The organism is Nocardia fodinahabitans (assembly GCF_052983615.1).
The window spans coordinates 1,685,788-1,706,564 of the sequence record NZ_JBRJJC010000001.1 but is presented as its reverse complement, the minus strand read 5'-3'; the positions used below and the strand labels follow the sequence as shown (position 1 = coordinate 1,706,564).

The 20,777-nt window shown below is 66.8% G+C and carries 24 protein-coding genes; 8 read left to right on the top strand and 16 right to left on the bottom strand.

Translation table 11 applies throughout. The features are described 5' to 3' along the window. The first annotated feature begins 19 nt into the window (after nucleotides 1–19). A complete protein-coding gene (locus NV348_RS07890; RefSeq protein WP_447146424.1) occupies nucleotides 20–802 on the top strand; it encodes an SOS response-associated peptidase in 783 nt (260 codons plus the stop codon). Between the two features lie 62 nt (nucleotides 803–864). Here the strand turns inward: NV348_RS07890 and NV348_RS07885 are convergent, their stop codons facing one another. Both NV348_RS07885 and ybaK read right to left on the bottom strand, forming a co-directional pair. Next, the gene (locus NV348_RS07885; RefSeq protein ID WP_447146423.1) at nucleotides 865–1,176 is read right to left on the bottom strand and encodes a hypothetical protein; all 312 of its coding nucleotides are present in this window, start codon (nucleotides 1,174–1,176) and stop codon (nucleotides 865–867) included. An 89-nt stretch (nucleotides 1,177–1,265) separates the two neighbouring features. Next, a complete protein-coding gene (ybaK, locus tag NV348_RS07880; RefSeq protein WP_447146422.1) occupies nucleotides 1,266–1,757 on the bottom strand; it encodes a Cys-tRNA(Pro) deacylase in 492 nt (163 codons plus the stop codon). 232 nt (nucleotides 1,758–1,989) lie between these two features. On the opposite strand from ybaK, the gene NV348_RS07875 reads away from it, so the two are divergent. Together NV348_RS07875 and rsrA are read left to right on the top strand one after the other, a co-directional pair. Continuing rightward, on the top strand, nucleotides 1,990–2,631 hold the full coding sequence (locus tag NV348_RS07875) for a sigma-70 family RNA polymerase sigma factor (RefSeq protein ID WP_447150972.1): 642 nt from the start codon (nucleotides 1,990–1,992) through the stop codon (nucleotides 2,629–2,631). Nucleotides 2,632–2,642: 11 nt separating this feature from the next. Continuing rightward, on the top strand, nucleotides 2,643–2,906 hold the full coding sequence (gene rsrA / locus NV348_RS07870) for a mycothiol system anti-sigma-R factor (RefSeq protein WP_447150971.1): 264 nt from the start codon (nucleotides 2,643–2,645) through the stop codon (nucleotides 2,904–2,906). Nucleotides 2,907–2,973: 67 nt separating this feature from the next. On the opposite strand, the gene NV348_RS07865 is transcribed toward rsrA, so the two are convergent. Beyond that, on the bottom strand, nucleotides 2,974–3,048 hold the full coding sequence (locus NV348_RS07865; RefSeq protein ID WP_110293457.1) for a 50S ribosomal protein bL37: 75 nt from the start codon (nucleotides 3,046–3,048) through the stop codon (nucleotides 2,974–2,976). 146 nt (nucleotides 3,049–3,194) lie between these two features. Here NV348_RS07865 and NV348_RS07860 point away from each other — a divergent pair, with 146 nt between their 5' ends. Together NV348_RS07860 and NV348_RS07855 are read left to right on the top strand one after the other, a co-directional pair. Further along, entirely contained in the window at nucleotides 3,195–3,410 is a 216-nt protein-coding gene (locus NV348_RS07860) for a biotin/lipoyl-binding carrier protein (protein WP_447146421.1), read from the top strand. Between the two features lie 31 nt (nucleotides 3,411–3,441). After that, a complete protein-coding gene (locus tag NV348_RS07855; RefSeq protein ID WP_447146420.1) occupies nucleotides 3,442–4,956 on the top strand; it encodes a sensor histidine kinase in 1,515 nt (504 codons plus the stop codon). A gap of 112 nt (nucleotides 4,957–5,068) precedes the next feature. Here NV348_RS07855 and NV348_RS07850 read toward each other — a convergent pair whose 3' ends face one another. Both NV348_RS07850 and NV348_RS07845 read right to left on the bottom strand, forming a co-directional pair. Then, nucleotides 5,069–5,323, bottom strand: coding sequence for a WhiB family transcriptional regulator (locus tag NV348_RS07850; RefSeq protein ID WP_022567051.1), 255 nt, complete (start codon nucleotides 5,321–5,323; stop codon nucleotides 5,069–5,071). A 253-nt stretch (nucleotides 5,324–5,576) separates the two neighbouring features. Beyond that, on the bottom strand, nucleotides 5,577–6,521 hold the full coding sequence (locus NV348_RS07845; protein WP_447146419.1) for a diacylglycerol/lipid kinase family protein: 945 nt from the start codon (nucleotides 6,519–6,521) through the stop codon (nucleotides 5,577–5,579). 141 nt (nucleotides 6,522–6,662) lie between these two features. Here NV348_RS07845 and NV348_RS07840 point away from each other — a divergent pair, with 141 nt between their 5' ends. Next, nucleotides 6,663–7,070 (top strand): hypothetical protein, encoded by a 408-nt coding sequence (locus NV348_RS07840; RefSeq protein WP_447150970.1) that lies wholly within the window; start codon nucleotides 6,663–6,665, stop codon nucleotides 7,068–7,070. Here the strand turns inward: NV348_RS07840 and NV348_RS07835 are convergent, their stop codons facing one another. The 4 genes from NV348_RS07835 to NV348_RS07820 all read right to left on the bottom strand — a co-directional run bounded on the left by NV348_RS07835 (nucleotide 7,071) and on the right by NV348_RS07820 (nucleotide 10,827). Beyond that, on the bottom strand, nucleotides 7,071–7,748 hold the full coding sequence (locus tag NV348_RS07835; RefSeq protein ID WP_447146418.1) for an endonuclease V: 678 nt from the start codon (nucleotides 7,746–7,748) through the stop codon (nucleotides 7,071–7,073). Nucleotides 7,749–7,752: 4 nt separating this feature from the next. Continuing rightward, on the bottom strand, nucleotides 7,753–8,232 hold the full coding sequence (locus tag NV348_RS07830) for a GNAT family N-acetyltransferase (protein ID WP_447146417.1): 480 nt from the start codon (nucleotides 8,230–8,232) through the stop codon (nucleotides 7,753–7,755). Nucleotides 8,233–8,338: 106 nt separating this feature from the next. Further along, complete coding sequence (locus NV348_RS07825; protein ID WP_447146416.1) at nucleotides 8,339–9,088, bottom strand: ESX secretion-associated protein EspG; 750 nt, start codon at nucleotides 9,086–9,088, stop codon at nucleotides 8,339–8,341. Beyond that, nucleotides 9,085–10,827: a hypothetical protein gene (locus tag NV348_RS07820; RefSeq protein ID WP_447146415.1), complete on the bottom strand. Its 1,743-nt coding sequence runs from the start codon at nucleotides 10,825–10,827 to the stop codon at nucleotides 9,085–9,087. Before NV348_RS07820 ends, NV348_RS07825 begins: the two co-directional genes overlap by 4 nt. Nucleotides 10,828–11,078: 251 nt before the next feature. On the opposite strand from NV348_RS07820, the gene NV348_RS07815 reads away from it, so the two are divergent. After that, the gene (locus NV348_RS07815; protein WP_447146414.1) at nucleotides 11,079–11,366 is read left to right on the top strand and encodes a hypothetical protein; all 288 of its coding nucleotides are present in this window, start codon (nucleotides 11,079–11,081) and stop codon (nucleotides 11,364–11,366) included. Continuing rightward, nucleotides 11,363–11,968, top strand: coding sequence for a DUF3558 family protein (locus NV348_RS07810; protein ID WP_447146413.1), 606 nt, complete (start codon nucleotides 11,363–11,365; stop codon nucleotides 11,966–11,968). Before NV348_RS07815 ends, NV348_RS07810 begins: the two co-directional genes overlap by 4 nt. 142 nt (nucleotides 11,969–12,110) lie before the next feature. On the opposite strand, the gene NV348_RS07805 is transcribed toward NV348_RS07810, so the two are convergent. The 7 genes from NV348_RS07805 to NV348_RS07775 form a co-directional block, all read right to left on the bottom strand. Further along, on the bottom strand, nucleotides 12,111–12,707 hold the full coding sequence (locus NV348_RS07805) for a DUF3558 family protein (RefSeq protein ID WP_447146412.1): 597 nt from the start codon (nucleotides 12,705–12,707) through the stop codon (nucleotides 12,111–12,113). Next, nucleotides 12,697–15,048 carry a TPR repeat domain-containing protein gene (locus tag NV348_RS07800; RefSeq protein WP_447146411.1) on the bottom strand — a complete coding sequence of 784 codons (2,352 nt, stop codon included), beginning with the start codon at nucleotides 15,046–15,048 and terminating at the stop codon, nucleotides 12,697–12,699. The genes NV348_RS07805 and NV348_RS07800 overlap by 11 nt, the downstream gene beginning before the upstream one ends. Before the next feature lie 6 nt (nucleotides 15,049–15,054). Beyond that, nucleotides 15,055–15,357, bottom strand: a complete 303-nt coding sequence (locus NV348_RS07795; RefSeq protein ID WP_447146410.1) for a hypothetical protein — start codon at nucleotides 15,355–15,357, stop codon at nucleotides 15,055–15,057. Nucleotides 15,358–15,522: 165 nt separating this feature from the next. After that, entirely contained in the window at nucleotides 15,523–16,731 is a 1,209-nt protein-coding gene (locus tag NV348_RS07790) for an ATP-binding protein (protein ID WP_447150969.1), read from the bottom strand. 56 nt (nucleotides 16,732–16,787) lie between these two features. Beyond that, nucleotides 16,788–17,405 carry an acid phosphatase gene (locus NV348_RS07785; protein WP_447146409.1) on the bottom strand — a complete coding sequence of 206 codons (618 nt, stop codon included), beginning with the start codon at nucleotides 17,403–17,405 and terminating at the stop codon, nucleotides 16,788–16,790. Nucleotides 17,406–17,441: 36 nt separating this feature from the next. Next, nucleotides 17,442–18,680, bottom strand: coding sequence for an Rv3212 family protein (locus tag NV348_RS07780; RefSeq protein WP_447146408.1), 1,239 nt, complete (start codon nucleotides 18,678–18,680; stop codon nucleotides 17,442–17,444). 206 nt (nucleotides 18,681–18,886) lie between these two features. Next, entirely contained in the window at nucleotides 18,887–20,596 is a 1,710-nt protein-coding gene (locus tag NV348_RS07775) for a DEAD/DEAH box helicase (protein WP_447146407.1), read from the bottom strand. Nucleotides 20,597–20,777 lie beyond the last annotated feature (181 nt).

The following is a 20,777-nucleotide window of genomic DNA, read 5'->3' as shown; positions in this document are numbered from 1 at the left end:
GCGCGTATGTTCTAGCCGTATGTGCGGACGATATGCGACGACCACGAATCCGGGTCGGCTGGCGGCCGAACTCGACGCGATCGACGAGACCGATCTCGACGCGGACCAGCAGGAATCCACGGTCAGCTACAACGTGGCCCCGACCAGTCAGGTGCTGACCGTGGTGGAACGCCACGAGCACGGCGCCCCCGACGACGACCCGGCACTGCGGGTGCGGCGCATGCGCTGGGGCCTGATCCCGTCCTGGACCAAGGCGGGCGAGCCCGGCAAGCCCGCCAAGGGCAAGCCACTGTTCAACGCCCGCGCCGACCGGGCGGTCACCGCGCCGTCGTTCCGGGACGCCGCCAAGCACAAGCGCTGTCTGGTGCCGATGGACGGCTGGTACGAGTGGCTGGTCGAATCGGCCCCGACGGAGCAGGGCAAGGCCGTCAAGCAGCCGTACTACATGGCGCACGCGGACGGGTCGCGGCTGTACATGGCCGGGCTGTGGTCGGTGTGGCGCGATCGGGACGTGCCCGACGCCGCACCGCTGCTGTCGTGCACGATCCTCACCACCGACGCCATCGGTGACCTGGCGAAGATCCACGACCGGATGCCGCTGCCGATGCCGCGCGAGCACTGGGACGCCTGGCTCGACCCCGACCATCCGGCGCCCGCCGAGCTGCTCGCCGGCGCCTCGCCCGCCGAGGTGTCGGCGATCGTGGCGCGTCCGGTGTCGACCCTGGTCAACAGCGTGCGCAACAACGGGCCGGAGCTGCTCGCTCCCGCCGACGCGGTCGCCGGCGAAGCCGGTTTGTTCTAGGCCGTCATCCGCAACGGCCGGGCCGGATCAGTGTGCGCTGATCCGGCCCGGCCGGGTGGGACTCACAGCTTGCAGGGCACCGCATCGGTGGCGATGTTCAAGCCGCACTTGAGGATTCCGGTGGCCAGATCGATCAGCTCGCTGGCGACCCCGCCGCCGAGCTTCTCCGCCTTCTCGGCCTTTTCGTCCTTCTCGGGGGCGGCCTGCGGGGAGTTCTTGGGCGTGCCGGGACCGTTGAGCGGGAAGTCGCTCGGGTCGGTCGGCGCGGACGGGGCCACCGGCGGTATCGCGGTGACGGGCGGGGCGAAGGCGACAGCGCCGAAGGTCAGGACAAGAGCACCGGACAGGGTGGCGATCGTCGAACGAGCGGACATTTCTCGCATCACATCCTCGGGTCGAATCGGTCGTACCGGGCGCGGACTGCGTCGCAGTGAATTCGGAACGAGACCCGGATCGGATGGTTCTACGCGGTGATCGGGGCCGTGACGGCGGCCGCCGCGCGCACCAGGTCGGCCGGTGCCAGCTCGATCTCCAGACCCCGTTTGCCCGCGCTGCACAGCATCCGGTCCCAATCCAGGGCCGAGGCGTCGACGACGGTCGGCAGCTTCTTGCGCTGGCCCAGCGGGGAGACCCCGCCGAGGACGTACCCGGTGGTGCGCTCGGCCTTGGTCTTGTCGGCCATGCTCGCCTTCGGCGCGCCCAGCGCCGCGGCGGCCGCCTTCAGCGACAGCTTGGCCGGTACCGGCAGCACCGCGACGGCCAGCGCCCCGGTGGACAACTCGATCACCAGCGTCTTGAAGATCTGCGCGGCCGCGACGCCCAGTTCCGCGCCGAGCGCGTCGACCGCCTCGTCCCCGAAGGACTCCGCCCGCGGATCGTGGGCGTAGGCGTGGACCCGGTGGGCGATGCCCGCACCGGTGAGGACCTTGATCGCGGGAGTCGACGCGGCTGCCATGGGCGTCACCCTAACCACGCGGGTGCCCCGCTCGGCAAACACATTTCCGGCGGCAGGGAACACGGATCCAGGGGTGCATGTTGCACACAAGTGACAAGCCCACCCGCCCGGACGACGCGAAGGAGAGATAGTGACACTGCTGCTCGAGGAGCGTCCCATCTCGCCGCAGGGTGCGCGATTGCCCTTCGAATCCGTGGTGCCGGTAGATTCGGCTACTACGGCGATCGAAGGGATTGGTGTGACGAGCGACGACGACGTGGTGCCTGCCGAGGCGTCCGGCGCAGAAGTCGACGAAGCCGAGCTGGCTGCGCGGTTCGAGCGCGATGCGCTCCCGATGCTGGACCAGCTCTACGGCGCCGCCCTGCGCATGACCAGGAACCCGGCCGACGCCGAGGACCTGGTGCAGGAGACGTATGTGAAGGCGTTCCAGGGGTTCAAGTCCTTCACGGAGGGCACGAACCTGCGGGCCTGGCTGTACCGCATCCTGACCAACACCTACATCAACTCCTACCGCAAGAAGCAGCGCCAGCCCGCGCAGTACCCGACCGACGAGATCACCGACTGGCAGCTCGCGGCCACCGCCGAGCACTCCTCGACGGGCCTGCGCTCGGCCGAGGTGGAGGCGCTGGACGCCCTGCCCGACGACGAGATCAAGGCCGCGCTGCAGCAGCTGCCGGAGGAGTTCCGGATGGCGGTGTACTACGCCGACGTCGAGGGCTTCCCGTACAAGGAAATCGCCGACATCATGGGCACCCCGATCGGTACCGTGATGTCCCGGCTGCACCGCGGCCGCAAGCAACTCAAGGGTTTGCTCGCCGATGTGGCGCGCGAACGTGGATTCGACCGTGGGGAACGCCAGGAGGTAACGAAGTGAGCGACCCCGACATGGAGATGGACTGCACGGCGGTTCTCGCGGACGTGTGGCTCATGCTCGACGGCGAATGCGATCAGGCCACCCGGGACCGGCTCCAGGAGCACATGGACCACTGCAGTCCGTGCATCGAGGCCTACGGCATCGAGGAGAAGATCAAGGGCCTGCTCAGCCGCAAATGCGGGGGTGAGCACGCTCCGCAGGGTCTGCGCGACCGGCTGAAGCTGGAGATCCACCGCTCGATCTCGGTCACCAGGATCGAGACCACCGAGGGCTGAGCGAACTGGTCAGGACACAGAAAAGGGGCACCCGACGGGTGCCCCTTTTCTGTACTCCGAGCGCAGCTCAGGAGTTGGGCCGCTTGCCGTGGTTGGCTGCGTTGCCCTTGCGGCTGCGCTTCTTACGTCCACGCTTACCCATAGGTAGCTCCCTTCTCTGGGTCCTCCCCGCCGGAGCGCGGAGCACGATCTGATCGAGGGCCATTGTTTCATGTGTGGTTGGCTGTAGCTTCGGCGGATACGGCCATCGCGCATCGCGGTGGCCGAACGACTAGTGAACGGGGTGCCATGCCTGAAGAAGTGCGCGCGGAGATGGTCTCGACCGTACTCGCTGTCGAGGTCACGGTGGGCGAGCATGTGCGGGTCGATCAGACCCTGGTGCTGCTCGAGTCCATGAAGATGGAGATTCCGGTGCTGACCGAGATCGAGGGTGACGTCACCTCGATCGATGTGGCGCCCGGACAGGTCCTCCAGGCGGGCGACCTGATCGCCACCATCGCCTGACCCGCACCCGGAAGCGAAGCGTAGATCCACCGTGGCAACTCTGAGCGAGCTCTTGGCCGAACACACCGACCTGCCCGGCACCGCCGTGGACCATCTGCAGCGGGTGGTGGGTGACTGGCAGTTGCTCGCGGACCTCTCGTTCTCGGATCTGCTGCTGTGGGTCGGCGCCGGGCCGGTGGCCGAGGGCGCCGACGTCGTGTGCGTCGCCCAGATCCGCCCGACGACGGCGCCGACGGTCCACCTGGACGACAAGGTGAGCACCACGGCCTCGCGCACCGACTTCCCGCAGGTCTTCGACGCCCTGCTGACGGGTGCGACAGCGCGGACCGACAGCGAGGTCGAGGTCAGCGAGGTCTATCACCCCAGCCCGGTGCACGCCGTCCGCGAGGCGATCCCGGTGCGCTGCGGTGAGGACGTGATCGCGGTGCTCAGCCGCGACTCCGATCTGGCGCGCTCCCGGGTGCGCAGCACCCTGGAGACGGCCTACGTCTCCTGCGCCGACGACCTGTGCCAGATGATCGCCGACGGCAGTTTCCCGACGCCGGAGGATCGCGCTGCTACCCACTCCAGCCCGCGGGCCGGCGACGGCTTCATCCGGCTCGACACCGAGGGCATCGTCGTCTACGCCAGTCCCAACGCGCTCTCGGCGTATCACCGGATGGGCATGCAGGCCGATCTGGTCGGCCAGGATCTGGCGGTGACCACGCGCTCGCTGATCACCGACCCGTTCGACGCGCAGGAAGTGGTGGCCGACATCCAGGCTGCGCTGGCCGGGCGCACCGGCCGCCGGATGGAGGTCGAGGCGCGCGGGGCGACGGTGCTGCTGCGCACCCTGGTGCTGCGGCCGGGCGGCGAGTTGGCCGGGCCCGCGGTGCTCGTGCGTGACGTCACCGAGGTGAAGCGGCGCGACCGCGCGCTGCTGAGCAAGGACGCGACGATCCGCGAGATCCACCACCGGGTGAAGAACAATCTGCAGACCGTCGCGGCGCTGCTGCGCCTGCAGGCGCGCCGCACCGAGAACCCGGAAGCCCAAGTGGCGCTGACGGAATCGGTGCGCCGGGTGACCAGCATCGCCTCGGTGCACGAGATGCTGTCGATGTCGGTGGACGAAGAGGTCGACCTCGACGAGGTCGTGGACCGGCTGCTGCCGATCATGGCGGACGTGGCCACGGTGCACACCGCGCGGATCAAGGTCCGCCGGGCGGGCTCGCTCGGGGTGTTCTCCGCCGAGCGTGCGACGCCGCTGGTGATGGTGCTGACCGAGCTGGTGCAGAACGCGATCGAGCACGCCTTCGACGCGGGGCAGAACGGTACCGTGACGATTCGGTCGGAACGGTCGGCGCGCTGGCTCGACGTGATCATCAGCGACGACGGCCGTGGCCTGCCCGCGGGGTTCAGTCTGGAGGGGTCCGACCGCCTCGGCCTGCAGATCGTGCGGACGCTGGTGACCTCGGAACTCGGTGGTTCGATCGGTCTGCATCCCGGTGCCGACGTGGGCACCGACGCGGTGTTGCGGGTCCCGCTGGGCCGCCGCTCCGGCCGCTGAGGAATTCCGGAAACCGCTGTAGGGCAACAATAAACCCGGCACCGCGAGGTGCCGGGCTCTCACCTGCGTTACCGGACCGGGCTGAATGGTCCGGTAACGCCTCCTTCGTCGACTAGACGGAGGTACGCGTACGGGTGCGCGCGTTGCGCCGCTTGAGCGCGCGACGCTCGTCTTCGCTCATTCCACCCCACACGCCGGCATCCTGTCCGGACTTCAGGGCCCACGACAGGCAATCGGCAGTGACGGGGCAGCGGGCGCAGACCAGCTTGGCATCGGCAATCTGCGCGAGCGCGGGACCACTGTTACCCACCGGGAAGAACAGCTCGGGGTCCTCGTCGCGACAGATGGCCTTGTGGCGCCAGTCCATTCCTCTGCTCCTTTGCGCGGGCGCCACAAAGGGCACCTCTGGTTAGTGGATCGTTCACTTGTGCGACTCGAATGTTTCCGCACGGTTGCTTGTGAATGCTTTCACGAACACCGTAGATGTCAATAGGTGTCCGGCGCACCGTGGGGGAGATCACGCTCTAAGGTCCCCGCAGGGGGGAACCCGCCCGGTCCTTTGTACTCGCGTCTCCCGGTTTTCGCAGCGCAACCGGGAGATTTTTCCGCGTGTCCGGAGCTCAGGACGGCTTGGGAGCTACCACATCGAGGATGCCGGGCACCGATGTGAAATGCACCATCTTGCGTTTTCCGATGAAGTCGCCATCGATTTGCAGGCCGATCTCCTCGGGCGTCTCGATGTGCACGGACGGCGCGTCGTCGACCCGAAATAGCACGTCCGACTTGGGGTTTCCGTTCTCGGCCAGCAACTGCCTGGCAAGCAGCAGGGTGCGGGTCACACTCATCGAACGGACCGCGAACACTCCGAGTCCCGATTCGAAGGTCGTGCCCGGATTCGTGCGAATCGGGCGATCCTCGAGATAGGTCCACGGGCTCGAATTCGTGACAAAGGCGTAATGAACCTCGTCCACCGGATCGTGTCCCGGGACCTCGACGGTGACCGCCGGTTCCCGCCGTCGCGCGCGGAAGAACTGACCGACGGTGGTCCGCAGATACCGCGCCGGAGTGGCCTTGCGACCTTTGGCGCGCGCGGCGTCGATCGCCTCGCACACATCGGCGTCCAGACCGACGCCGGCGCTGAAGGTGAACCACCGATCGTCGGCCAGCCCGAGCCCGATCCGGCGGTCGGCGTCGCGGGCGAGCAGATCGATGAGCTGATTGGTTGCTGTGACCGGATCGGGGGAGATGCCGAGGGCGCGCGCGAAGACGTTGGCCGAGCCGCCGGGGATGATGCCCAGCCGTGGTCGCCAGACCTGATCGTCGCCCACCTGGGGCACCGGCAGGAAGCCGTTGATGGTCTCGTTGACCGTCCCATCGCCACCGTGCACGACGATCAGGTCCATTTCCTGCGTGGATGCCCACTGGGCGAGTTCGGCCGCGTGGCCGCGATGCTGGGTGTGCGCAACGGTCAGTTGCGTCCGGCTCTCCAGCGCGTGGGCGAGCAGATCCCGGGTCGCCGGGGTGGTCGAGGTGGCATTCGGGTTGACGATGAGCAGGGTCCGCACGATGTCGAGGGTAATGGGAGGCCGGGAACACCCGGCGCGCGCCGGGCCACCACGACAGCTCGTCGTAGGCTGGGGCACGTGGCGGAGCACGACGTGACAGACGGTGGCGAACAGCGCGACGACGAACCGGTGCCGACCGGCATCCCGACGTCGATCCGGGTGGCGGGCGCGGTGGTGACGCTGGAGGGTCTGGCCGGCGTCGGTACCGCGGTCGTGCTGGTGGTGCGCGCGCTGACCGGCCACGACCAGTCGGTGGCCAGCGGCATCGGCACCGCGATGTGGTTCGGGGTGCTGTTCGGTGGCGTGCTCGCCGCGGGCATCGCCCTGCTGCGCGGCAAGCGCTGGGGGCGCGCGATCGCCGTCATCGCCCAGGTGCTGCTGCTGCCGGTGGCGTGGTCGCTGCTGACCGACTCGCACCAGCCGCTGTGGGGCAGCCTGCTGGCGATCGTCGCGCTCGGCGGACTGGCCGCGCTGTTCGCGCCGGCGTCGAGCCGGTTCATGGCGCAGGATTACGGCGAACTGCCCGACACCGAGCGCAAGAGCGCGTAGTCAGCCCGTCGCCGCGCGCAGCGCCGCCCGGCACAGGTGGTCGGCCCGGCGGGTGGTCTCGGGTTGCCGGAAGCCACGGGTGAGGGCGAGCACCTGCGCGCAGGCGGTGTCGAGGTCGATGAGGTGGCCGACCGAGACGAACAGCGGCTTCACCTCGTCGCGGGTACGCAGCGCCCGGCCGACGACCTCACCGTCGATGGTGACGTCACTGTCGTCCCCGCGCCGCGTCCCCGGCTGCTGATATTCACCCCACACCGATTTGGCGACACCGATGGTGGGAATTCCGGTCAGCAATCCGACATGACAGGCCAGCCCGAATCGGCGCGGATGCGCGATGCCCTGGGCGTCACACACGAGCAGATCCGGTGTGCGGGTGAGCATTTCCAATGCCGCGACCGTGGCGGGCAGTTCCCGGAACGCGAGCAGTCCCGGCACATAAGGGAACGTCGAAACTCCCTGTGCCACTGTCGATTCCACGGTTTCGAGCGTGGCGATGTCGAGAATCACCGCCGCTGCCGCGACGGTGCCGTCCTCGGCATAGGCCGAATCAATTCCCGCCGCTGTCGAAAATTGCGGCGGCCCAGGGTTTTCCGTGCGCACCAGGGGGCGTAGTTCGTCCTGCAGGGCGATCGCCTCGTCGGGCGTGCGCGGCCACTCGTGCGGTAACTCGATGTGCATAGGCTCAGCGCGCGTTCTCGGCCAGCGCGGCCAGTGCGGCGCCTGCCAGCCGATACCCGACCCACTCGTCCTGCGGTGCGGCGCCGAGGGATTCGTAGAACGCGATCGACGGCGTGTTCCAGGTGAGCACCGACCACGACACCCGGCTGTACCCGTGCTCGACCGCCTCGGCCGCCAACGCGGCGACCAGGGCACGACCGAGGCCGCTGCTGCGGGTCTCCGGGCGCACGTAGAGGTCTTCCAAGTAGATGCCGTGGACGCCGTCCCATGTCGAATAGTTCAAGAACCAAATCGCGCATCCGGACACGACACCGTCGAGCTCGGCGACATGGGCGAACAGGGCCGGTGCTGCCCCGAACAGTGCATCGTGAAGCTGCTCCGCGGTGAGGGTGCACTGCTCCGGTGCCTTTTCGTACTCAGCCAGCTCATGCACCAGTCCAACCATCGTTGCGACATCGGCAGGGGTCGCGCGGCGAACGCTCATCGGGTAGCTCCTTCACGAGGCGCGGTTCGGATGGTCAGCGTATCGCCCCCGAACGGAAGCACATCATGTCGTGTCCGTGGATTCGGGCTGGCCCGCGACGAGGCGGCTAGCGCGGCTGGATTCGCCGACGCAGCTCCGATGCGATGGTATCGACCCCGGCGGGCAAAATTACTGTGTCTGTTCCGGTTTCGTTGACCGCGATCAGATATCTGCCCGACGCGCGGTTGCCAGGAGCGACGTCGACCCAGCTGAGGTAGGTCGGTTGCGTCGATCCCGGATGATCGATACGGATGGCTCCTTCAGCCGAACGTGGGAGGCGCAGGAACGCGCGTATCCGGTCCTCGACCGCAGGCCGTCCATCCGCGGCGACACGCCACGAGGAAGGTGGTGATTCCCCGCGAATACGTGGGGTGTAGCCGACCATCTGTTCGGCCTGGCCTGCGGGAGTTGTGGGCAACGTGAGCGAGAAGTAGTGCAGCAGATCTCGGCGAGGAACCGAACCCACCCGGACCTGCGCGCCGAAATCTGGATCAGCTGAGGATGTTTGGGTCACGATGATGTTGTGCTGGGAGGTCGCGGCGGCGATCGAGCGGACGCGGTCGGCCGTCCCGTGTATCCGCCCGCTCGCGGTGATCCGAATGCCTGCCTCACCGATGGCTCGCAGCGCCGGGCGTGGATCATTGTGGCCATCGCGGGGAAAGCGGACGCTGAACTCCCGCACCAACTGGTGGTATTCGTCGGCGGTGGCAGCGGTTTCGAGGATCGCGATCGGATCCGGATACCGGTCGAGACCGGCGTCGGACCACAACCAGGCGAACTCGTCAGGACTGAGGGTCCAAGACTCGAGGATGGTCACTGGCGCGGCGCCGACGCTTGGTCGTCGTCCATGACCGGACCGGTGCCGGAGTGCTGGAAGAACTCCTCGGCGGACGGTGCCGCCGCCACTGTCTCCGGTGCGACCTCCTCGTCCATCACCGGACCGGTGCCGGAGTGCTCGAAGGATTGCTCGGCGGACTGCTGGTCCGTGCGAGGTTCGTCGGTCGCCGTGGTCGGCGTGGCAATCGAGGCGAGGGGCGTGGCGGGTGCTGGTCCTTCCTGGTGCCTCTGCTGAGAGGTTGGCGTCGGTACCGGTGCCACGGGAGCCGTAGAACTCGGCTCCCGTGTTGGTTCGTGCGGGGCTCCAATCGGCGCCGGTGGTGAAACTGTTTGTTGGCGTTGACCTTCCACGGAGGAGGCGGGCGTGGTCGCTATAAGCGATTCACGATTCGGCATCGCCTGTGCGGACGGCTGCGGATCGGGCATCAACTCGACCTCACCACCCAGAACACCGTTGTAGGCGATGATCCCCTCGGCCCAGTCCGGCTGAACGCCTCGGAGATAGTCCGGCGCGTAGTGCTCACCGGAATCCTCACGGTTTCCACCACGACCAGCCCCCGGTGCTCCCATCCCGGGCATCATGCCGTTGCGCGCGCCGGTACCCGAGCCAGTACCCGACCCAGCGGCGATGCCTGGCCCCGCCGTTGGAGCGCCAACCCCAGGAACACTGCGACCAGGCACCGGGCCGGAGACGCCACCGCCTGATCCGCCCGCACCTGGCGACCCGGATCCCGGGATTCCGCTGCCCGGCGAACCGGCGCCAGGTCCACTACCGCCGGGCACACCCGTGCTCGGGCTGGCCGCCTGGGCAGGGTTCGTGCTGGCCGGCGCCGTCGATGCCGGATCTGTGGCGGCATCGTCGGTGTCCTGCCCGCCGTTCGTGTCGTCGCCCGTGTCGTCGCCTGGCGATTGCCCGGTGTCCTGCGGCGCGTTCGCGTCTTCGGAAGGCTGTGATGTGTCCGCCGCCGGGTCGCCGGTCAAGGGAGAGTCCTGGTTCGCACCGAGACCACCGTTCTGACCGTTCGATCCGCCCGCTCCGGGGTCCGCGACACCGGAGCCGTCGCCGATCACCGGCAGATCACCGTAGGCGGGCACGCCCGCCCCTGACGGCGGGACCACCGGGGTGTAAGTCGTCTCCAATGCCTGAATGGCCGCGTCACGAGCCGCAGCCTCTGCGACCCGCGTCTGCTCGTCGGTCGCCGGATTGCTGAGGCCGGGCAGGATCGACTGCACCGGATCATCCGGGTCGAGAGTTCCCGACGAGACCGCTTTCGGCTGCACGGCCAACTTCACGGCTTCGGCCGCATAACCGACCGCCTCGATTCGCGCTCCTACCGAACCGAGAACTTGCCCAACCTCGTTGAGCGCCTTCGTGAAACTCTCTGTGGCGGCCTGACCGGCATCGGCCGTCGCGCCCTGCCATTGACCTTCGTTGAACAACCGGGTCATACCCACCAGGTTGAAGGTGGACAGGTTGAGCACATCCGACGAAGCCTGCCGCCAAGTACCAGCCTGCCCCTGCAGGCCCGCCGCGTCGAGCCCACCTTCGCCGTGGACGGCCTTATACAGCTGGTCGAAGGTCATGCTCTGGAACCGGTCGTCGGTCGTGACGTAGTCCGGGTCCGTGCCTTGACCGGCGCCTTGCAACTTGCTGTCTGCCGTAGCCGCCCGAGCCTGCGCACCCTCCGCCCGCTGTGCGGCCGCGGCAAGATCGACCAAACTCATCGGAGTGAGCGGACGTGGCGTCATGCTGGATATCCCCCCGGAATATGCGACTGGGCCGGGCAGCAGATTAGCACGCGCCCCGAGGGTAGCCCGCTGGTAGAGTGCCTGGTCGGCAGCCGACGAACGGGGGAGCCTTGGCGGGATCAGAGAACGTTTTCGGGCAGGTGGGGGTCGCGGCCTTCAACGAGTCGGCTCGGGCTGGGACGCTTCGGTACGAGCGTGGGGCGGCGGAGCAGGCTGCTCGAATGTATGAGGAGCTGGCTGACAGCCTAATGCCGATCCGAAACCGACTGGAACAGTTGGCCTACCAAGACGGCTTCGGCGGCTTTGACTCTGGACGTGCGCTTCAGAAAGGGTTCTCCACGAAGGCCATGGATGGCGCAGCCGTGATTGACCAAGCAATCGAGACCGCACTACGTATGAAAGAGGCATATCTGCGCGCAGGTGGTCTCACCGAAGCCGCCGATGAGGCCAACCGGGCTATCATCGCCCGAGCGGCGGAAGCGCTCGAAAACGGAGGCAGCAGCCAGTGATTCGTCCCTACTTGTACCTCGCCACGGGCACTGCCGCGATGGCGCTGCTCGGTGCTTGTGGCACCAGTACCGGGCCAGCTGATTTGGTTCCGTCTGTGACACCTAGTACGACCAAGCAAATTGCGGTTCCCGCTCAGCCTCCGATATCCCAGGTCAACAACGGCAGCCGAGGTAGGGTCGAATTCGATCCATGCACCGAATTCGACGATCCCACGATCGAACGCGCTGGCTACGACGCCGATACCCGTGAACGGACTGACGGAATTCACGAGTGGTATGCCTTTGTTGGGTGCACCTTCGTAAACAAGGAGCCGGTCGGGACGTTAGGAGCGCCGGTCTCAATTCGATTCATTGATATTGCGGCAACAAATATTACCCTCAACGAGTTCCGTCAGCGTTACGCGGGAAATTACACCGAGGAATCAATCGGAGGACGCTCCGCTATCAAGTACGGCCGGCCCCGGCAGTGTGGTATGGTTATCGAGTTCCCCGAGTTTGCTCTGGATCTTACTGCTACCGCAGGCATCACTGGAGAAAAACCTTGTGACAATCTCCTGAATGCCGCCACGGTCCTCGAGGCTGCGGCAACAAAGGGGATCTGAGGGGCGCTGGCAGTCGAAAATTTATCGAGTCTGCTCGAGTCTGCTCGGCCGATCGGGTACCAGACCTCTTGGCATTCTCGTAGGCGTTGCGAAATTTGCCAGATTGTAATCAAAGATTTCAGAACCGAAGACCGAGGACGCGCTATCCGGCGGGCGGCGGTAGGTAGCCGACCAATTCGGTCGCCACATGAATGGCGATAGGGCAGGGGTCTTCGGCTCCATAGTTTTGGTTGATCACACTGAATTCAACATTCGAGTTCATGGTTTTGAGGCGTACGCTGCACACGAAATTTGGGTCGACGCCTTTTGAGCGATAGTGGTAACCGGAATATGGCCCGATGGCTATTTCGCTGAGGGATACTACCTCCGACTTCCAGGCGTCATCGAGCGCGGATTTCGTGAGGTACCGTATGTCGGGACCGTATCCTGTTTTTGTATTTAGCCAGCCGCACTCTCTCCCGGGTGCTTGCGCACTGGATTTGTAGTCGAACCCAAGTTGTCCCATAGCTGACTCTGGGAAGGCTGCACACGGATCCCAGTGCGGAGCCTCACCGCTCGAATCCGCGGTCAAGCCACACCCCGTCGATAAAACCGACAGCAGGGTCGCGAGTGCCAGTGCAGCCACGTTCGATAGCTTCATCCTAGGGGGCGGCTGCGTAGGGGCAGCGTGCGGCGGAGCGTCAGACTGGGGTATCGGTATGTCGCTTGATGTCCCGGTTGTCGTGAAGTTAATTGCCACTGCCCCCCTTGCTTTCTTGTACCCCAACGCTGAGCGCGTATGACTGACGGTAATCTGTAATAAACTGATTCAATCCGTGCTCGGTCAGAAAATCATCGAGCTGGCTCGCTTTACCTTGATCAATAATTTCTTCGACAGTCGCCGGTCGCCCATCAACCTTCAGATATTCCGGCAGCTGCCCAGCCGCGTCGGCCGCGTTTAGGACTGCCTGCTGCGCACTCTGGTTGGCCTCTGCCTTGAGTTCCTGCGAGTTCGGTCGATCCTTGAAATCGTATTCAGGCTTTCCGATCCATTCCTGGATCAGCCCGGAAGTGGTGTTGCCCGCCTCGAGGCCGGTTACATCCTGTACAACCTGTGAGCCGGGAATCTTGGCGACCCCTTCGTCCACAAGCATCCCCGCCATATCAGCACCCATCATCTTGGCTCGGCGGAGCAAGTTCTCCTCCTCCGCCGAGATAGCGTCCTCGCCCTTCTTCTTGTCCTCGCCGATGATGGCGTCCCACATTGCATCGTCCAGGCGGCCGGACAGGGTTCCCGCGTTGCTCCCAGCAAGAATCGATGCCGGATTCTCGGGGTTTTTCTGCATCGCCTCGGTCAGTTCGGACAACCGATGCTGTTCGACAGCTGTGGTCAGGCCGACGCGACCTTCCTCGGTGTAGGAGCCGAGTTCCATCAACCGATTTCCTTCTTCCCCGTTCCATCTGGCGACACCGTCGAGCACTTTGCTGTCGCCGGGATACCCTTCGGGATAGGCCCTGCTACTCACCGAATCCAGATTGGAACTAACCATTTGACTGACCTTGTTGGCGAGTTCAGGATTCCCCGCGAATTCTTGGCGGGTGTTTTCCCACGCGGCGGCGTCGTCGGTTGAGCTGAACATGCTACCCAGCGCAGCGAGGTCCGCACGGCCGCGGTCACCTCTCTCGGTGTTGACCGGCAGCTGCGCTTCCTCTGAGACTCGGTCGAGTAGCACCGTCGGGGACCCTTGCGCCGATTCCGGCCAGTCGTAATACAGCAAGCCCTGCACGGTTTCGCGGGGCTTGTACCCTTCCGGCATGCCATCGCCCGACCAGATCTGATGGCTCGAATCGTCGTTGCGGGTACCGATGTCGAGGAACTGTGCCGCTGCCTCGTCGCGACCCTGCGGGTGGAACTGGTCCTGGATCATGTCCGAGGACTTCACGATGAGGTTGGTGCCCAATTCCTGGCCCGGCTCATACCCAGGATTGGCCTGTCCCATGAGGTCGGCCAGATCGTTCGTGTCCTGCCACTGTTCTTGAAGGGCCACGGCCGGACCACCGGGGACGTTCGGATTGATCGGGTTCGGGTCGGTGCGCTTCGCTTCGATCAGGTCGCGGATACCGGACGGCAGGTTCTGGTAGCTGCCGGGGTTCGTGAGGGTGCCATCGGGGTTGCGGCCGGTGCCGATGTTCTCGTTGCTGATCACCATCATTCCGTTGGCCAACGCGTCGCGTTGTGCGGCAGCCACGGTGTTTCCGGAGTCTTCTGCGGTCGCGAGATGCTCGCTCAGCGCGAGAATGCCATCGCTTCCGGCAGTTTGGTAGAGATTGCGGTAGTACTCCTGAACCTCTGTCGGCAGCGAATCGACCGTGCCACCCTGGGAAAGGATCCGCAGCTGTTCCTCGGTCAGCGTCTGCGTTGGCAGCTGACTCGCGATCCGATCCAATACCGCAGGGTCGCGGGCACTTTCGGGATGGGTGTTGAGGTAGTCGGTGAGGGCTTTGCCGTCTTCGGTACCGAGGTCGGCCGCCTTGCTGTCCTCGGTAGGGGCGTCGATGCCGTCGCCGAGCAGGTCACCGCGAACCCGGATTGCTTGGTTGGCTGTGGTGATCGCGACGCCGACTTCGCTGACCGCGCCGGTCAATGAGTAATAGGCGGCATTGATCGTGGCTTGGTGCGCGTTCACCTTGTCGATCACGGTCTGGCGTTGCTCGCCCGTGAGGGTGTCGCCGCTCGTCCGTGCCGAGGACACCACCCAGTTGTCTGCGACCTTCAATGGAACTGGGCACGACGCGTCGTTCTCCGCCTCGCTCACCTTCCCGAGCAAAACCCGCCGCTCGTTGGCCAGCCGTCCATCGGCTGCACGCAATGCGGTCGCGGCGTCGCGGACTTCCTGCGAGAGTCTGCGGCCTTGGTCGTGCTCCTCGACGAACCGGTCCGCGGCCGCGTCATAGGCCGCCCCGGCCCAGGTTGTGCCCTGGAAGTGGATCAACATTCGCGCGAGCTGGGTTTCGTAGAGCTGGGTATCGGTTTCGAGCTCGGTCGCCCACTCCGAGAGCTTCTCCGGCTTCCAATTGGTGATGTCTGTCCGAGTCGGCATCGTCGGCTACCCCTGCGCCTTGAAGTCCATCGTATCGAGCATCTTCTTGAAGTCTTGGTCGGTCGAGACGTAGGTGGCCGTGGACACCTGCACGATGCTCGACAACTTCTGTAGTCGCTGGGCAACTCGAAGCCAAGCGCCCTCGGTGAACTCGCCGGTCTGCGCGCATACCTGACCGAGCGAACAGCCTGGTAGCGCCGCAGCGATCTGGTTGCCCGCCGCGCGTACGTCGATCTTGTCGATCTCCTGGCTCACGCTGTCGAGCGTCGTCGCCAGCGTCTTCAACTGATCGATATCAGCCTGGAGCACGTGGTATCCCCCCGAGTACAAAGTTCCGCACCGCATCGGCGATCTGCGACGCATTGATGGTCGCAGATTATCCCGCCGCGTCGCTGGCGACAAACGTCGTCGCCTCGCGCCTGTGAGGTCAGCGGCTGGGAGTCACTGGTGTCAGGGGTTCTGGTCTGGCCGTGCTCAGGGTCCGAGCAGCGCGAGTGGTATGACCGCGATTCCGTCCGCCCGGCGGTAGGCGTGCTCTCCCGCGTACACAACTGCCGAGTCGATGACATCGTCACCGATGCGGTTCCGGAGCCAGTGCAGGTGCTTCACATCGATATCGTTGACCCTGTCTGCCAGCTTCACCTCGATCGGCAGCACTCGTCCGTCCGGCCGTTGCACGATGAGGTCGATTTCGTGGTCTCCGTTACGTGTACGCAGATGGCTGACCGTAGCCTCGGCGACTTGGGCGTATGTTTGCACACTCAATGTGACGAGGTGTTCGAAAAGCGCACCGAGAACGGTGCCTTCACGCAGGCGTCTGCTTCCCTGCTCGGCACAGAGCAAAGCCTTGGCGTCGAGTCCGAGGAGTCGGGTCGCCAGGGCGGGGTCGGCCAGTTGATGCTTGGGGGCCTGTCCGAGTCGCTCGAGGTGGTTCCGGCTCGGAATCCAGGCAGGCACGGCATCGAGCAGCCAGAGCGAGGACAGGGCATCGCGATACGCGAGTGTGGTTTCCTGCGCCGGTTTGCTCGGCAGGCCGGGTGTCGCGGCGTCGAGAATCTTCGAGTATGCCGTTGTCGAGGACGTGGCCGCCGCATACGCCGCCAGCCAGGCACGAAGAACTTCCGGTTTTCGCACTGTGTAACCCTGTTCCGGAAACTCACGCTGCACCACATTGTCGAGGTAGGCGTCGAGCTCGACCCGGCGAACTCGGTGGGGCAGTGGGCGGATCGCGGGAAACCCCGATGCCGTGATCTCTTCGACGTAGTCGATGAGCCGCAACCTGGTGGATCCTTCGACAGCGCTGTCCTCGTCGAGAAGCGCTGACAGCTGGACCGTGGGAGATTCGACGTCACGTTCGGCGATGCTCAGTGGCCGCATCCGCATCGGTACGATTCGGCCGGCGCCGGAATGCACCACCGCGCCCCGTGGGGCCGAGCTACCGGCGATGATGAAATGCCCCGGCGGTGATCCGGCGTCGACGGCGTGTCGGATGTGATCCCAGACCTCGGGCAGGCGCTGCCACTCATCGATCAGCACGGGCCCTTCGGCGCGCGTCAGGATCGCTGGTTCGGCCATGATCAACTCACGTTGCGCAGGCAGGCTCAGGTCGATCACGGTGGCGGCGCGTTGTGTAGCGGTCGCCGTCTTTCCGACCGGACACTTACTCTGGCAATCGCACCGAATCTACTCTTGCATTCGCAGTCCGGTAAGCAGGGCTGAAGAGGGGTCGCGCGCCTGCATCAGCGGGCGGCTCCTTCGATCGGTTCGGTGCGGGTGGTGAGGTTGTGGCCCCAGACGGTGTGGGCGTCGTGGTCGTAGCCGAGTTCGGTGATCGCGCCGGTCGACATGGCGAAGCGGCGGCCCTCGGTGACGGCGAACTCGGCCCAGCGGGCGATCAGGACGCGGGACAAGTGGCCGTGGCCGACCAGCACGACGTCGCGCTCGGCGAGGACCGGTTCGACCCGCGCCAGGACCCGGTCGGCCCGTGCGCCCACCTGCTCGGCGTTCTCGCCGCCGGGGACGGGGGCGGTCCATACCGTCCAGCCGGGCACGGTCTCGCGGATCTGGGCGGTGGTCAGGCCCTCGTAGTCGCCGTAGTCCCATTCGGCGAGGTCGTCGTCGATCTCGGCGTGCGTCAGCCCGGCCAGTTCGGCGGTCTGCCGGGCGCGCAGGCGGGGGCTGGTGCAGACCAGCGGGTCGCGCAGATCGAGCGATTTCAGCATCAGCCCGGCCGAGCGCGCCTGGGCCTCGCCGAGCGGGGTCAGCGGCAGATCGGTGTGGCTGGTGTGCCGCCGCTGACTGGACCAGGTGGTTTCGCCGTGGCGCAGCAGGACCAGCCGGGCGTCGGGAGTGGACATGGGTCCATCATGGCAGGCGCGGTCGCGGCGGCAGCGTCAGCCGAGGGCGTAGAGCTGGCCGCCGCGGCGCTCGAAGACCGTCGGGCCCAGGACCGCGGTGGAGATGGTGTCGCCCCGGTAGTCGGTGCGTTGCAGCGGGATCCGGGCGACGGTCTCGCCGTTGGCGGTGTCCACCGCGATCAGCCCGTCGGCGACCGGCACGAGCAGCCTGCCCGCCATCAGCGCGGGCGTGCCGAGCGCGTCGCGGACCGTCCAGACCGGCTGTAAGGTGTTGGCGCTCAAGGCGATCAGGCTGTCGCCGGTGAAGACGTAGATCGCCGAACCGAGCCGGGTCACCGTGGCCGTGCGCGGGTTCCACGGCGCGGCCAGCTGGTGCACCGCGATCTCGTTGCCGGTGCCGTCGTGCACGGCGATCCGGGCGGGCAGGCCCGGACCGGTCGCGGTCGCCGGGGTGGCCGGGTAGTAGACGGCGGTCTTGTTGTCCGACACCGCGATCACGCGCAGCTCGGGGGAGTCCGCGCCGGGCGCGGTGAGCACCCGCGAGCCGTACTCCTCGGGGTTGGTCGATTCCTTCGGCGCCGGATTGAGCACGGTCAGCCGGGCGGTCATGTCGGCGGGGCAGCGCTCGAGCACCGACAGGCGCGAGGAACTCGACGCGGCCGAGGTCAGCGCGCAGCCGCTGCGCGGCTGGGTGTTCGGGTTCACCGGGGCGTCGACGTAGCCGTACTCGAGCGTGCGCACCAGGTCCGAGCGCCACATCTCCAGCCGGTCGGGGCCGAGGGCGAGCAGATAGGTGCCGTCGCCGGTGACCCGGATGTCGTCGTCCATGTAGCTGCTGCGCGCGACCTCGCGCGCGCCGGTATCGGACTCGAGCATCGTGGTTTGGCTGCACCCGCGCTGATCGCGGTAGGTGGCGATGACGGTGCCGAACTGGGATTCCACCGCGCACAGCGGCATGTCGCGGCGATACCACCACAGCTGCTCACCGGTGACCGGGTCCCGGCCGCTGACGGTGCCCTCGTCGCCGGTCACCACGACATTGCCGGAGGTCAGGGCCCGGCTGCTCGCGGCGTCGGCCGCGTGCCACACCTCGCTGAGCGTGGCGGGTAGTTGCGTCGCCGCGGTCACCGTCGGCGCGGGGGAGGCCGCGGTGACCGAATCGGTCCCGGTGGCGTCGGCCCGCGCCCACACCACGATCGCCGCCACCACGAGGGTGACGGCGATCGCTGCTGCGGCAAAGATATCGGCGCGCGTCCGCCGCTCGGGTGCGAGCACCAGAGCAGTGTATTTGGAGCGCTGGTGCGCTCGAGGTCGCGGCCCCTTGGGTCCCGCCGTTCAGGCGCCGTTGCTTGCTCCTTCGTCGCTTGCGCAACGGCGCCTGAACGGCGGGACGGCCGCGACGGCCGACTGCGTCGGCCTGCCCCTCCTCGGGGTCGGGGCGGGTGGGCTGAGCTGGGTGATCAGCCCACCCAGGGGTGCTGTCAGGCGTCGACGGGGACCTGGGTGTCGGCTGCGGGGGCCTCGGTGGGCTTGCGGCGACGGCGGCGGCGGGCCGGCTTGGCCTCGCCGGGCGTGTCGTCCGCGGTGGCCGGTGTGGAATCGGCCGTGGTCGACTCGGCGCCCGACTCGGTCGCGTCGCCCTCGCCCGACTCGGTGGGCTTGCGGCGACGGCGCCGGCGGCGGGCGGGCTTGTCGCCCTCGGTGGTGTCCTCGGCCGGGGTGGTCGCGTCGTCGGTGGCGGCTTCGGTCGTGCCGCCCTCGGTGGTGGCGGCCGCATCGGCCTTGCCACCGCGGGTGCGGCGACGGCTCCTGGTCGACTTGGGCCGCTCGGCGCGCTCCTCGACGACGTCGCCCTCCTCGCGGACCGGCTTCGGCTTGCGGACGACGCCGGTGACGCCCTCCGGGATGCCGAGATCGGTGTAGAGGTGCGGCGAGCGCGAGTAGGTCTCGGCCGGATCGGCGATGCCGAGACCCAGCGCTTTGTTGATCGACTCCCAGCGGTGCAGCTCGTCCCAGTCGATCAGGGTGATCGCGACACCGGTGCGGCCGGCGCGGCCGGTGCGGCCGATCCGGTGGACGTAGGTCTTCTCGTCCTCGGGGCACTGGTAGTTGATGACGTGGGTGACGTCGTCGATGTCGATGCCGCGGGCGGCGACATCGGTGGCGACGAGCACGTCGATGCTGCCCTTGCGGAACTTGGTCAGCGCCTTCTCGCGGGCGATCTGGCCCAGGTCGCCGTGCACGGCGCCGACCGCGAAGCCGCGCTCGGCCAGATCGTCGGCCACCTTCTGCGCGGTGCGCTTGGTGCGGGTGAAGATCATCGTGGCGCCGCGGCTCGCGGCCTGCAGCACACGCGCGACCAGCTCGCTCTTGTCCAGCGCGTGCGCGCGGTAGACGAACTGCGCTGTGCGGTCGTGCACCGCGGAATCGTTGGCCAGCTCGGCGCGGATGTGCGTCGGCCTGGTCAGGAACGTGCGGGCCAGGGTGATGATCGGGCCCGGCATGGTGGCCGAGAACAGCATCGTCTGACGCTTGTCGGGAACCATCGACAGGATGCGCTCGATATCGGGCAGGAAGCCCAGGTCGAGCATCTCGTCGGCCTCGTCCAGGACCAGCACGCCGATCTTGCCGAGGATCAGGTGGCTCTGGTTGGCCAGGTCAAGCAGGCGGCCGGGGGTGCCGACGACCACGTCGACGCCGTCGCGCAGCGCGGCGATCTGGGTGTCGTACGGGCGGCCACCGTAGATGGCGGCGACCTTCAGCGGGCCCTGGTGGTTGGTCAGGTACTTGCTCGCGTTCTCCAGGTCCTTGGTGACCTGGATGCACAGCTCGCGCGTCGGCACGATGACCAGGGCGCGCGGGGTGCCGTCGAGCGGGGTGGTGCCGGTGTCGGCGGTGGCGATGCGGTGCAGCAGCGGCACACCGAAGCCGAAGGTCTTGCCCATGCCGGTACGGGCCTGACCGATGAGATCCTCGCCGGCCAGCGCCAGCGGCAGGGTCAGTTCCTGAATCGCGAAGGTGCGTTCGATCCCGATCTCACCGAGCGCGCGCACGATTTCCTCGCGCACGCCCAATTCGGCGAAACTCGGCGGTACGTGGGTGTTGTCCAGTTCGGCCGTCAGGAGGGTGTCGGTCAAACCGGGTTCCTGTTCGACAGTGATCTTGCTCAGGGTTCGTGCCTTCCTCGTCATTGCATCTCGCACGCACGAGGTGGGGCGGGCCGGTCGGCCCGCGACGACCACATATCCGCCTGTGATATTCACCGGGCCTGCACCGATCGCTAGCGCGTCGTCGGTGCGGCACATCGGTGATGCGGATTCGGTGCGCGCACATTTTCCGTGGACATCGCCGCCGTCCGCCCGCGCTGAACGC